Here is a 12554-nt window from a genome sequence, read left to right as displayed (position 1 = left end):
TGTGTGCGCTCTTTAGCGGGCTGCGGCCCCTTCGCGCAACGGCGACGCAAGCCGCCATGCAACGACCGCCAGCGCGCAGGTGGCGACCAGCTGGACCGCCGAAACCGCCCCATCCACCAGCGCCAGCGCGGCCAGCGCCTTGGCCGGCAGCGCGAGCTTTGCACCAACCAGCGCCAGTGCGGCGTGAATCGCCGCAAAGGGCAGGATCAGCGCGACATAAGCCAGCCAGAGCGGCGTCAGCAGGCCCTGCTGGCGAACGAACAGCCCCTTCAACCGGAACGTGCCGTCATTCACCGCCAGCGCCGCCTGCCACGCAAGCAAACCGATGGTGAAGGCATACCAGATCGCACATGCCAGAATATGCGCCACCCAGATATCCGCCATCTCCGCCTCGGCGCCGGCCGCGACACTGGCGATTTGCGAAAACAGGCCGAACCCGATCGCCAGCAGCAAGGTGAGCGCGAAATAGCGCAGCAGCGACATGTCTGGCGCAAATGGGCGCGGCACCCCGGCCATGCGACGCACGATGGCAAAACCGATCCAGAAGACGGCGACGACGCGCGCCACCGCCGCGGCGATCAGCGGCGCATTGCCACCCTGCCCGACCATCGGCACCACGGCAAAATCGATCAGGTTGGCGGCGGTGGTGACGGCAAGCGCCGCCAACCACATTTCGGCAGGCATGGACGGCGGCTTGAGCTGGGCGATCACCGCACGCCGAATGCCCTGAATCGAAGGTTCGATGGCCGGCACGTTCAAAGCTTCACCGCCGTGCCGCTGACCGAAACCATCAGCATCGAACCATTCTGGCCGAGCACTTCATAATCGATATCGACGCCGATCACCGCGTCCGCGCCCAGATCGCGCGCTTCCGACGCCAGTTCATCGAACGCGGTGCTGCGGGCATCGCGCAGGGCGCTTTCATAAGCACCCGAACGGCCGCCGACGATATCGCGCACGGACGCGAACAGATCCTTGAAGATGTTCGCGCCGACGATCACTTCGCCGGTGACGACGCCCAGATAGTCGCGGACCGGACGGCCCTCGATCTGCGGGGTGGTGGTGACGATCATGGCGGTCCTTCCAGATAATTGCGGTTCTATTGCCCGATCCGGTCGCGGCTCGCCAGCGCCAGGAAGGCCGTCAGCGCGGCATGGGTTTCAGCGATCAGCCGGGTGCCCTGTTCGGTCGATCGCGCACGGCCCCAATAAGTCGCAAGGCCGGGATCAGCAGCGATCGCCGCGTCAAGGCTGAAATAGTCGCAGATGGCGAGCATCGGCAGCAGCGCCGCATCAGCATGGCCGAAGCGGTCGCCCTGCACCCATGAAGCCGCCCCATCGCGAAAATGGGCGATCGCCGCCAATCCCTTGGCAACCCGTTTCACCCCCCTTGCCGGGGCGTCATCACCACCGAAACCGAACAGCGCATGGCCCAGAATCATCGTCACGCCAGGGCCGATTTCCATATCGACCATGCGCGCGGCAAACGCGGCGCGGGCGTGCGCGCGCGGATCGGCGGGCCACAGGGACGGGCCGGGCAGCACCCGATCGAGATAATCGGCGATCGGCCCCGATTCGGGTAGCACGAAGCCATCATCATCAAGGCAGGGAACACGGGCGAGCGGGTTGATCGCCCGATATTCAGGCGACCGCCAATTGCCGTCGGGCGGCGGCGAAACCAGCGCAAGTTCGCACCCCTTGGCCCGCGCCACCATCAGGCAGCGCTGGGCGTAGGGCGAAAAGAGGACGCCATAGAGCTTCACTGCCCGGCCCGGTGCAAAACGGGATCAGGCGATGCCGAGCGCCGCCTTGTAGGTTTCGAGCAGTGCTTCGGCCTCATCGCGAGCATGCTTTTCCATCTTCCGCAGCCGGACGATGGCACGCATCGTCTTGGCGTCATAGCCCTGGCTCTTGGCTTCCAGATAGACGTCCTTGATGTCGTCCGAAATGCCCTTTTTCTCTTCTTCCAGCCGTTCGATGCGCTCGATGAACAGCCTCAGCTGATCGGCCGCGACATTGGGTTCGCTCATCCGGTCGTTCACTCCTGATTCGATGGAAGCGAAGGCTCTAAAGCCTCATCGCCTCCGCCGAAAGCGTGAATCAGGTTCTCGCCATCCCAGACCCGGAGGGATTCCCGGCCCGATGCCATCGCCCGGCGCACGAGAATCGCCGCCGGCCCAGCGCAAGCGGCCGGACATGACGACGCCGCCGGCCTTGCGGCCGACGGCGTTCATCCCGTTCAAAACGCCAGGAAGCGTTACGCGGCGCGGGCAGCCGTGCGGCGCGGTGCGCGCAGACGCAGCGACGTACCGACCAGGCCGAAGCCCGCGATCATCATCGCCCAGGTCGCCGGTTCAGGCACTTCGCCAACCAGCGTCACCGTGGCCGAGATCGTTTCCGTCACCGGATGCTCGAACGACAGACCCGACAGATTCTCGAACGTGACGAGATAGGTGGCGCCGTTCACCGTCACCGGCGAGGTCGCATCCCAGGTCAGTTCGCCGGAGGTGGTGAACACGCCCTTCGAATACCAGCCGCTGGCGCTGCCCGCGGTCGAACCGCCGGGGCTGAGGAACGAAAGCTGGCTTTCCAGCGCGATATCCGACGAACCGATGCCGGTGATCGTGATATCGATGAAATCGAACGTCCAGCTTTCGCCAACCGCCAGCGACTTGAGACCCGACGGCAGCGCCGACAGGCTGGCCGAGAAGTTGCTGAACCACGACGTGTCCGGCGTGTAAGTGACGAAGGTGTTTGCCGAACTGGTATCGACCTGGAACGTCGTTGCCGCCTGCACCGGCACCGCCGAAGCGAGACCAAGGCTGGCCACTGCTGCAAACTTCAAAATCGCTGACTTCACTCTACTATCCCCATCCAAATGAATGCGTTGGAGGGTTAAGCAAGGTTCGGGCCAAGTCTGGTTTAACTGAGGTTAACAGATTGCAAACAACCGCAGTGTAAGCATTCCCGACACATTTCGGGGTCAATCCGCCACCGCGCCGCCGGCCTGGTTCAGCGCGACGGATCCGTCATCGACGGCGGATCGCTGGCGGGAAAACTATCGTCCAGCGCCTCATCCAGTTCCGCGTCGAGCGCCTCTTGCGCAGCGGTAGGATTGCGCGCAAGGCTGGCTTCCATGCGGGCAAGCTGTTCGGGCGTCGCTTGGCCGACATGGCGTGTTTTCCATTCGCCATACGGCATGCCGTACACAAGGTAGCGCGCGGTTTCGCGATCAAATCGGCCGTCCGACGCTTCCTCCACCCAATCGGCCAGGCAGTTGCGGCAGAAGCCCGCAAGGCCCATCAGATCGATATTCTGGGCATCGGTGCGATGGCGCAAATGGCGCAACAGCCGGCGAAATGCCGCCGCCGCGATCGCATCATCGATCGCGTCTTCGGGCCGGGTGGCCGTTTCTGTGGACATCATGGCGCAAACTCCCAACTTGATCTGTCGCAAATAGGCACTAACCAGCCGACTTCATCCCGCAAGGAAGAAGGCGCATCGTCATGGCCAATAAGTTCGCTGCCCACGCCCGCGAGCGCAAGGTCCGCGTTCTCGCAACGCTCGGGCCGGCGAGCGCCACCCCCGCGATGATCCGCAAGCTCTACCTTGCCGGCGCGGACGCGTTCCGCATCAACATGAGCCATGGCGGGCATGACGACAAAGCCGCGCTTGTCGCCGCGATCCGCGCGCTGGAAGCCAAGCTCGACCGCCCGACGACGATCCTGTTCGACCTGCAAGGCCCCAAGCTGCGCGTCGGCACCTTCGCGGATGGCGCAGTGCAACTGCACACCGGTGACCGCTTCATCCTCGATCGCGATCCCGCGCCGGGCGATGCGACCCGCGTCCAGCTGCCGCACCGGGAGATTTTCGAAGCATTGCAGCCCGGCGCGCGGCTGCTGCTGGATGATGGCAAGCTGGTGCTGCGCGTCACCGACATTGCCGACGAACGCGCCGAAACGATCGTCGAGGTTGGCGGCACGCTATCCAATCGCAAGGGCCTGAACGTGCCCGACGTGGTGGTGCCGATGGCGGCGCTGACCGAAAAGGATCGCAAGGACCTCGCCTTCGCGCTCGAACAGGGCGCCGACTGGATCGCCTTGAGCTTTGTCCAGCGGCCCGAGGATGTGGCCGAAGCGCGCCGGCTGATCGGCGGCAAGGCGGCGCTGCTCGCCAAGATCGAAAAGCCCGCAGCACTCGAACGGCTCGATGAGATTCTCGAACAGGCCGATGCGGTGATGGTTGCGCGCGGCGATCTCGGCGTCGAACTGCCGCCCGAACTGGTGCCACCGGCGCAGAAGCGCATCGTCGAAGCCGCGCGGCGGATGGGCCGCCCGGTCGTCGTCGCGACGCAGATGCTGGAATCGATGATCCAGTCGCCATCGCCGACGCGCGCCGAAGTGTCCGACGTCGCCACCGCCATCTATGACGGCGCCGATGCGGTGATGCTGTCGGCCGAATCGGCGGCGGGCAGCTGGCCCGAAGAATCGGTCGCGATGATGCACCGCATCGCCATCTCGGTCGAAGGCGATCCCGGCTATTATGCCCGGCTGCACTTCACCGAAACGCCGGCCGACCCCACCACCGCCGATGCGCTTGCCGAAGCGGCGGGCACGATCGCGCGCACCGTTTCGGCCGCCGCGATCATCTGCTTCACGACATCGGGATCCACTGCGCGGCGAATCGCGCGCGAACGGCCGAACGTGCCGCTGCTGGTACTGACGCCCAGCCTTGCGACCGCACGCCGCCTGGGCCTGCTATGGGGTTCGCACGCGGTCCACACCCGCGACGTCGCCGATTTCGAAGAAATGGTCGGCAAGGCCAAGCGCATGGCGCTGCGCCACGGCATCGCCAAGGCGGGCGACCGGATCATCATCACCGCCGGCGTCCCCTTTGGCACACCGGGATCGACCAACGTGCTCCATGTCGTGCGCCTGACCGGCCACGAACTGAAGGGCCACGACGCCAAGGGGCAGGAATAAGCGCGGGGGAGCGGCGCTTGACCTGCCCCCGTCAGCGCGCGTTCACCAGCACGGGTTTGGCCCGATACAGTGCGGGAAAATGCTGCTTGAGCGCGGCGATCTTGGGCAGATCATTGACGCGGATGTAAAACTGGTCGGGGTGCAGGGTCAGATAGTCCTGATGATAGGCCTCGGCCGCGAAGAAACCGCGATCCGGCTCGATCCGGGTCGCGATCGGCCGGCCCCACGGGTTCACTTTGCCCAATTGTGCGACGTAGCCCGCCGCAACCCGGCGCTGCGCATCGCTGGTGGGCACGATCGCCGAACGATATTGCGGGCCGATGTCCGGTCCCTGCCGGTTGATCTGGGTCGGATCGTGCACCACTGCAAAGAAGATCTGGAGCAGACGGCCATAGCTGATCCGGGTGGGATCATAGGTGATCCGCACCGCTTCGGCATGGCCGGTCGTGCCGCTGCCGACCCGATCATATCGGGCGTTGGCTTTGGTGCCGCCGGCATAGCCCGACACGGCTGAGGTAACGCCCTGCACCCGCTGGAACACACCCTGCACGCCCCAGAAGCAGCCCCCGGCGACGATTGCCGTTTCGGACCGGGCGGATGACGGGGGATCGAAGGTGGGCGGGGGCAGGCGAACCGCCGTCTCCGCAGCAGCGACAGCCACATCAGGCCGCGCGATCGGCATCAGCATGGCCAGCGCGACACCCGTCGCAAGGGTTGCTGCGATCCAGTTGAAACGGGGGCCGGCCATATCAGAATCCCTCGCACCTGCTGCGACGGGAGATAGGTGGGGCGGCCCCCGAGAGATGCAACTTATTTGAGTGCGGCGCACGCCTCGGCAATGCGATCGCACGCTTCGGTCAGGATCGTTTCCGACGTGGCATAGCTGACACGGAAGGCCGGTTCGAGGCCGAACGCGCCACCATGGACCGCGGCGACGCGGCCTTCGTCGAGGAAGTAGCCGATCAGCATCTCGTCATTCTCGATCTTCAGGCCGGCGGGCGTGGACTTGCCGATCAGGCCCGACACATCGGGATAGACGTAGAAGGCGCCTTCGGGCGTCGGGCAATCGATGCCGTCGATCGCGTTCAGGCGGCCGACGACGAGATCGCGGCGAACCTGGAACGCGCGGGCGCGATCCTTGAGGAAACCCTGATCGCCGTTGAGCGCCGCGGTCGCCGCCGCCTGCGCGATCGAACAGGGGTTCGACGTCGACTGCGACTGGAGCTTGGCCATCGCCTTGATCAGCCAGGTCGGGCCACCGGCGAAACCGATGCGCCAGCCGGTCATCGAATAGGCCTTCGAACAGCCGTTCACCGTGAGGGTGCGATCATAAAGATCGGGGGCGACCTGCGCGATCGTGGTGAAGCGGAAATCGTCATAAACGATATGTTCGTACATATCGTCGGCCATGATCCACACATGGGGATGGCGACGCAGCACTTCGGCCAGGCCCTTCAGTTCGGCTTCGGTGTAGGCCGCGCCCGACGGGTTCGACGGCGAATTGAGCAGCACCCACTTGGTCTTGGGCGTGATCGCCGCGTCCAGCTGTTCGGGCGTGATCTTGTAGGCCTGCGCCGCACCCGCCTGGATGATCACCGGCACGCCACCGGCGAAGTTCACGATATCGGGATAGCTGACCCAATAAGGGGCCGGGATAATCACTTCGTCACCCGGATCGACCGTGGCGACCAGGGCGTTGAACAAGGTGTGCTTGCCACCGACATTGACGCTGATCTGCGACGCTTCGTAAGCGAGGCCATTGTCGCGCTTGAACTTGGCGGCGATGGCGGCCTTCAGTTCGGCGGTGCCATCGACGTTGGTGTACTTGGTCTTGCCGCCATTGATCGCCTCGATCGCGGCCGCCTTCACGAAATCAGGCGTGTCGAAATCGGGCTCGCCAGCCGACAGGCCAATCACGTCGATGCCCTTGGCCTTCTGCTCCAGAACGCGGCTGGTCATGGCGAGGGTGGCGGACGGCTTGATGCGGCCGAGCGCGGCGGACGTGAAGGTCATGGATCGTGTCCCCGGAATTATAGGCGCGCGGCCTATAGCCCCGGTGGGTTTATTCCTCAACTGGTGCGGCGCAACATCGGACAACTAATTCTGTGCGATGCGACCGGCCGATTGCGCACGGCACCCCGCCTGCAACGGAAAAACATCAGGCCAGCCGCGCCGGGATCAGCCCGCGCAAGGCATTGCCGACGAAAAATCCTCCCGCCAGATCAGCGGGGGTGATGTCGCCCTCGACCGCGCGGCCTTCGGCGATCAGGGCGCCGCGCAGCACACCGGGCAGCAATCCGCGCGCCAGCGGCGGGGTGACGAGGGCACCGTCGCGTTCAACGAAGATGTTGGTAAAACTGCCTTCGGTAAGGAAGCCCTGGGCATCGACGAAGACGACCTCGAACGCGCCGCCTGCCCGGCGCGCTTCATCGTAAAAGCCGCGATCGCTGGTCTTGTGGCACAGGCGGAAATCATCACCGGCAACGGGCCGCGGTGCGAGGACGACCATCGCCACAGCGGGATTGGCTGGCAGCGGCCGCACCTCCACCGCCATTGCCCCGCTGGGCGCCAGCAGCAACCGCACCCGCCGGGGTTCGCGCAGGCGGAAGGTGGCGGCCTGCAATTCATTGCGCGCATCGTGCCGGTTATAGGCAAAGCCGAACTGGCCGGCGGACGCCTGAATGCGGGCCAGATGCCGATCCAGTTCGATCAACCCCTGCGCCGGATCGAATCGCATCGTTTCGATCAGATCGAAGGCACGCGCCGCAGCGGTCACGAACGCGCCCTTGGCCAGACATTCGCGCCATTCGCCATCCGCAGTCGAATCGGCAACGACCGCCGATCCCAGCCCCAGTTCCGCAACCCTGCCCCCCTGTTCCAGCGCCAGCGTGCGGATCGCGACGTTGAACGCCGCGTCGCCCGCCGGATCGAGCCAGCCGATCGACCCCGTATACGCGCCGCGGGCATCCGCCTCCACCCCGTCGATGATCTCCATCGCGCGGATCTTGGGCGCGCCGGTTACCGATCCGCAGGGGAAGATCGCGGCCAGCACATCCACCGCATCCCGCCCGTCCGCCAGCCGGGCCGTGACCGTGGAGGTGAGCGTGTGGATCGTCGGATAGGTTTCGACCGTGTACAAGGCCGGCACCGCGACGCTGCCGGCCTGCGCGACACGGGCGAGATCGTTGCGCAGCAGATCGACGATCATCAGATTTTCGGCGCGCTCCTTGGCATCATCCGCCAGCGCCGCGGCCGCCGCCTTATCGCTTGCAGCGTCCACGCCCCGCCGCGCGGTGCCCTTCATCGGCCGCGCCGTCAGCGCGCCATCGTCGAGCGTGAAGAACAGTTCGGGTGAACAGGACAGCAGCCAGTGCCGCTCGGTGAACACCACCCCGCCCCACCCGCCATGGCTGGTGCCGCGCAGCCCGGCGTAGAGCGCGAGCGGATCGCCCGCGATAGCGACATCGGCACGGAAGCTGAGATTCGCCTGATAGATATCGCCCGATGCGATCAGGCCGCTGACCCGATCGAACGCGGCGGCATAATCCGCATAGCTGATTCGCGGGCGCGGCGCCCCTGCCCATGCACCTGCCGGATCAGGCAGCAGCGCGGCGACGCCATCGGAATCGAGGCTGGCGAATCGATCGAACAGGCCAAACCACAAAAGCGGCGCGCATCCGCCTTGTCGAACTGGCAGCCCTTCCAGCCGTCCTTCGAGCGCCAACCCCGCTTCATAACCGATGAACCCCGCCGCATGGCACCCCGCCGCCTGCGCCGCGCGCAATCGTTCCAGGGCAGGCCGCACGCCATCCAGCCTATCCGCTGCGATCACCTCCACCGGATCGACATACAGGCGGGCCGGCCCCGCGCCGCATTGCCGCGCGTCGTCGAGAAGGATGAAAGGGCGGCTGGTATCGATCGTCACGCCGCCTGTTGCCGCGCCGGGGGGGCTTTCGTAAACCCCCAACGATGACAGACGCCAATCCCCCCTTGCGCGCCGCGATCCTGCCGGTGACGCCACTCCAGCAGAATTGCACCTTGATCTGGTGCACCACCACGATGCGCGGCGCCTTTATCGATGCCGGCGGCGATCTGCCCCGGCTGGTGGCCGCGGCCGAAAAGGCCGGCGTGACGATCGAAAAGCTGCTCGTCACCCATGGCCATATCGATCATTGCGGCGGCACCGGCATTCTCGCCGAACAACTCGGCGTGCCGATCGAAGGCCCGCACGAGGCCGATCGATTCTGGATCGCCCGGCTGGACGAGGACGGCCGCAATTACGGTATTGAAGGCCGCGTGTTCGAACCGAATCGCTGGTTGCAGGATGGCGATACCGTGACGGTGGGCGATCTGGTGCTCGACGTGATCCACTGCCCCGGCCACACGCCCGGCCATGTCGTGTTCCACCACGCGCCATCGCACCTCGCCATCGTCGGCGACGTGCTGTTCCAGGGATCGATCGGCCGCACCGATTTCCCGATGGGCAATCACGCCGACCTGATCGACGCGATCACGCGCAAGCTGTGGCCGCTGGGCGGCGAAACCGCATTCGTCTGCGGCCACGGGCCGATGTCGACCTTCGCGCATGAACGGCAGACCAACCCGTTCGTCGCCGATGGCGTGCTGGCGCGCGGCTGAAACCGGCGCGCCAGCGGGATCGAATCAACCGATCACCGTCTGTGTCGCCGCCGCGCCCGGCAGCGCATAGACGATCACCAGCCCGTAAACGGCCAGGCCCAGCATCAGCAGCCAGGTGCCGATGATGCCGATCATCCGGGTCTTGGCCGGCTTTTCCAGGCTGTCCATGCCGAAGGCGTGGAGGATGCGGGCGACGATGAAACCGATCCCCACCAGCCACAGCCACAGCGCCTGGCCGCGCGCCAGTTCGATCAGGCCGAGCAGGATCAGGAAGAACGGCGCGTTCTCGACATAATTGGCCTGCGCGCGCATCCGCGCGGTCAACAGCGCATGGCCCCCGTCGCCCGTCAGCACCTTAGCCGCCATCCGCACACGGCCGACACGGCTGCCCAGCCAGATATTGATAAGCGCCGCGGCCGCCGCGATGGTAAGCGTGATCGGCAGGATCACCATCCGTTCATCCCCTTGATTTGTGGATGGACTGACTCGCATGGCGCGCGGCGGGTTGCAACACGGCCTGAATCCGCTATAGGGCAGGCCGTTCGCGACGAGCCAGTCCGCTCGGTCCCCTGCTCCAGCCGGAGCAATGGATCGCCAGCGGCAGAACTCGTCGCTTATTCTTTTTTTGCATAGATGGAATAGGTGCCGAGATGGCAGTCCCCAAGAGAAAAACTTCGCCGTCAAAGCGCAACATGCGCCGCAGCCACGACGCGCTTTCGGTCGAGTCCTTCCAGGAATGCCCGAACTGTGGCGAACTGAAGCGTCCGCACAACCTGTGCAACGCCTGCGGCCACTATAACGGCCGTGAAATCGTTCCGGTCGAGGCCTGATCCTCAAGAGCCTGATCCTCTGCGGTGGATGCGCCATGCGCTTCCGTCAAAGGCGTGAATCAGGCTCTTATCCACCGACCAAGATCTGGGCATCGGAGTAAGGGGCATGGCAGGAACGCCGCAAATCGCCATCGACGCGATGGGCGGCGACGGTGGCCCCGCGACCATGATCGAAGGCGCGGCGCTTGCCGCCGCGCGCGATCTGGCGCTTCGCTTCACGCTGTTCGGTGACGAATCGCTGATTCGCGCCGAACTGGCGAAGCATCCGATCCTGAACGACCGGGCAGACGTCGCGCACGCGCCCGAAGCGATCAGCGGTGCGGACAAGCCAAGCCAGGCCATCCGCCGCGCCAAGACGACATCGATGGGCCTTGCGATCGCGGCGGTGAAGCAGGGCGCGGCCAATGCCGCCGTATCCGCGGGCAACACCGGCGCGCTGATGGCGATGTCCAAGCTGTCCCTGCGCACGATGAAGGGCATCGACCGGCCGGCACTGGCCGCCTTGTTGCCGACCCTGGGCGACAATGACCTGGTGATGCTCGATCTGGGCGCCAACACCGAATGCGATGCCCGCAACCTTGTGGAATTCGCGGTGATGGGCGCGGCCTATTCACGCTGCGCGCTGGGCATCGAGCGACCGCGCGTCCGCCTGCTCAACATCGGCACCGAAGAATTGAAGGGCACCGACGAGTTGCGCGATGCCGCCGCAAGGCTGCGCGCCGAAGGCCACCTTCACCTGCAATTCGAAGGCTTTATTGAAAGCGACCGGTTGGGCCGGGGCGAGGCCGATGTCGTCGTGACCGATGGCTTTTCCGGCAATATCGCGCTGAAGACGATGGAGGGCACCGCCCGCTTCGTCACCGATCTGCTGCGGCGCGCCTTTACCAGTTCGATCCGGTCGAAGGTCGGCTTTCTGATCTCGCGCCCCGCAACCGATCTGCTGCGCCACCATCTCGATCCCAACAATCATAATGGCGCAGTGTTTCTGGGACTTAACGGCATCGTCGTGAAAAGCCATGGCGGCGCCAATACACAAGGTGTAGCGAATGCAATCGGCGTGGCGGCAAGGCTGGTGAGCAATGATCTGGGACGGCGAATCGCCGAGGATCTCGACCAGATTCGCGCGCATGAGGTGACGGCATGACCCGGCGGGCTGTAATCGCGGGCACCGGATCGGCCCTGCCGGCCCGGCGCGTATCCAATGCGGAACTGGCAGAAACGGTCGACACGTCCGACGAATGGATCGTCGAGCGTACCGGTATCCGTTTCCGTCACATCGCCGGCGATGGCGAAACCACCTCGACTTTGGCGACCGACGCCAGCCGCCGCGCGCTTGACGCCGCTGGCATGGACGCCTCCGCGATCGATCTGATCGTACTCGCCACGGCAACGCCGGACCAGACCTTCCCCTCGTCCGCCACCAAGGTGCAGGCAGCGCTCGGCATCAACGATTGCATCGCGTTCGACGTGCAGGCGGTGTGCTCGGGCTTCCTTTACGCCATGTCGGTGGCGGAAAGCATGATTCGCAGCGGCAGCGCCAATACCGCACTGGTGATCGGCGCCGAAACCTTCAGCCGCATCCTCGACTGGGAAGACCGCACCACGTGCGTGCTGTTCGGCGATGGCGCGGGCGCGGTGGTGCTGAAGGCCGAGGAAAATGGCGACGCAGGGATCCTGTCCGTCGCGCTGCACGCCGATGGCCGGCACAACCAGCTGCTCTATGTCGATGGCGGACCGTCAACCACCGGCACCGTCGGCAAGCTGCGCATGAAGGGGCAGGAAGTGTTCCGGCATGCCGTCGTCAATCTGGCGACCGTATTGGGCGAAACGCTGGCCAAGGCCAACCTGTCGATCGCCGATGTCGATTGGGTGGTGCCGCATCAGGCCAACCGCCGCATCCTCGACGCCACCGCCCGCAAGCTGGGGCTGGCGCCGGAAAAGGTGGTCGTGACCGTCGATCAGCACGCCAATACGTCGGCCGCCTCGGTGCCGCTGGCCTTCGACGCGGCGGTACGCGACGGACGCATCAAGCGCGGCGACCTGATCGTATTCGAAGCGATGGGCGGCGGCTTCACCTGGGGTGCTGCGGCCGTCCGGTATTGAGA

15 protein-coding genes are annotated in these 12554 nt (G+C 65.3%); 5 read left to right on the top strand and 10 right to left on the bottom strand.

Translation table 11 applies throughout. From position 1 onward, the window contains the following. Positions 1–12: 12 nt before the first annotated feature. The 6 genes from KC8_RS14985 to KC8_RS14960 form a co-directional block, all read right to left on the bottom strand. Positions 13–753 carry a hypothetical protein gene (locus tag KC8_RS14985; protein ID WP_232455707.1) on the bottom strand — a complete coding sequence of 247 codons (741 nt, stop codon included), beginning with the start codon at positions 751–753 and terminating at the stop codon, positions 13–15. A 2-nt stretch (positions 754–755) separates the two neighbouring features. Then, positions 756–1073: a heavy metal-binding domain-containing protein gene (locus KC8_RS14980; protein ID WP_010126591.1), complete on the bottom strand. Its 318-nt coding sequence runs from the start codon at positions 1071–1073 to the stop codon at positions 756–758. 26 nt (positions 1074–1099) lie between these two features. Next, a complete protein-coding gene (locus KC8_RS14975) occupies positions 1100–1762 on the bottom strand; it encodes a glutathione S-transferase family protein (protein WP_010126589.1) in 663 nt (220 codons plus the stop codon). 24 nt (positions 1763–1786) lie between these two features. Further along, entirely contained in the window at positions 1787–2029 is a 243-nt protein-coding gene (locus KC8_RS14970) for a DUF2312 domain-containing protein (RefSeq protein WP_010126588.1), read from the bottom strand. A gap of 227 nt (positions 2030–2256) precedes the next feature. Next, positions 2257–2859, bottom strand: coding sequence for a PEPxxWA-CTERM sorting domain-containing protein (locus tag KC8_RS14965; RefSeq protein WP_232455553.1), 603 nt, complete (start codon positions 2857–2859; stop codon positions 2257–2259). Positions 2860–3011: 152 nt separating this feature from the next. Further along, positions 3012–3425 carry a DUF1244 domain-containing protein gene (locus KC8_RS14960; protein WP_010126586.1) on the bottom strand — a complete coding sequence of 138 codons (414 nt, stop codon included), beginning with the start codon at positions 3423–3425 and terminating at the stop codon, positions 3012–3014. 80 nt (positions 3426–3505) lie between these two features. Between KC8_RS14960 and pyk the strand changes: the two genes are divergently transcribed. Then, a complete protein-coding gene (gene pyk / locus KC8_RS14955) occupies positions 3506–4981 on the top strand; it encodes a pyruvate kinase (protein ID WP_010126585.1) in 1476 nt (491 codons plus the stop codon). A gap of 31 nt (positions 4982–5012) precedes the next feature. Here the strand turns inward: pyk and msrA are convergent, their stop codons facing one another. From msrA to pabB, 3 genes are all read right to left on the bottom strand, one after another. Continuing rightward, positions 5013–5729, bottom strand: coding sequence for a peptide-methionine (S)-S-oxide reductase MsrA (msrA, locus tag KC8_RS14950; protein WP_010126583.1), 717 nt, complete (start codon positions 5727–5729; stop codon positions 5013–5015). 62 nt (positions 5730–5791) lie between these two features. Continuing rightward, on the bottom strand, positions 5792–6994 hold the full coding sequence (locus KC8_RS14945) for a pyridoxal phosphate-dependent aminotransferase (protein ID WP_010126582.1): 1203 nt from the start codon (positions 6992–6994) through the stop codon (positions 5792–5794). Positions 6995–7139: 145 nt separating this feature from the next. Further along, on the bottom strand, positions 7140–8906 hold the full coding sequence (gene pabB, locus KC8_RS14940) for an aminodeoxychorismate synthase component I (RefSeq protein WP_029624683.1): 1767 nt from the start codon (positions 8904–8906) through the stop codon (positions 7140–7142). A 44-nt stretch (positions 8907–8950) separates the two neighbouring features. On the opposite strand from pabB, the gene KC8_RS14935 reads away from it, so the two are divergent. Beyond that, positions 8951–9619, top strand: a complete 669-nt coding sequence (locus tag KC8_RS14935) for an MBL fold metallo-hydrolase (protein WP_029624682.1) — start codon at positions 8951–8953, stop codon at positions 9617–9619. A gap of 24 nt (positions 9620–9643) precedes the next feature. Here the strand turns inward: KC8_RS14935 and KC8_RS14930 are convergent, their stop codons facing one another. Continuing rightward, entirely contained in the window at positions 9644–10072 is a 429-nt protein-coding gene (locus KC8_RS14930; protein ID WP_010126579.1) for an MAPEG family protein, read from the bottom strand. Positions 10073–10269: 197 nt separating this feature from the next. Between KC8_RS14930 and rpmF the strand changes: the two genes are divergently transcribed. The 3 genes from rpmF to KC8_RS14915 all read left to right on the top strand — a co-directional run bounded on the left by rpmF (position 10270) and on the right by KC8_RS14915 (position 12552). Beyond that, positions 10270–10449 (top strand): 50S ribosomal protein L32, encoded by a 180-nt coding sequence (gene rpmF, locus KC8_RS14925; protein ID WP_010126578.1) that lies wholly within the window; start codon positions 10270–10272, stop codon positions 10447–10449. A gap of 106 nt (positions 10450–10555) precedes the next feature. Next, positions 10556–11593: a phosphate acyltransferase PlsX gene (gene plsX / locus KC8_RS14920; protein ID WP_010126576.1), complete on the top strand. Its 1038-nt coding sequence runs from the start codon at positions 10556–10558 to the stop codon at positions 11591–11593. After that, positions 11590–12552, top strand: a complete 963-nt coding sequence (locus KC8_RS14915) for a beta-ketoacyl-ACP synthase III (protein WP_010126575.1) — start codon at positions 11590–11592, stop codon at positions 12550–12552. The genes plsX and KC8_RS14915 overlap by 4 nt, the downstream gene beginning before the upstream one ends. The last annotated feature ends 2 nt before the right edge of the window (positions 12553–12554 follow it).

This window comes from Sphingomonas sp. KC8, from assembly GCF_002151445.1.
In the GTDB taxonomy this organism is placed as follows: Bacteria; Pseudomonadota; Alphaproteobacteria; order Sphingomonadales; family Sphingomonadaceae; genus Sphingomonas_E.
Note: the sequence above shows the minus strand (reverse complement) of the source record. Positions and strands in the feature narration are given on the sequence as shown.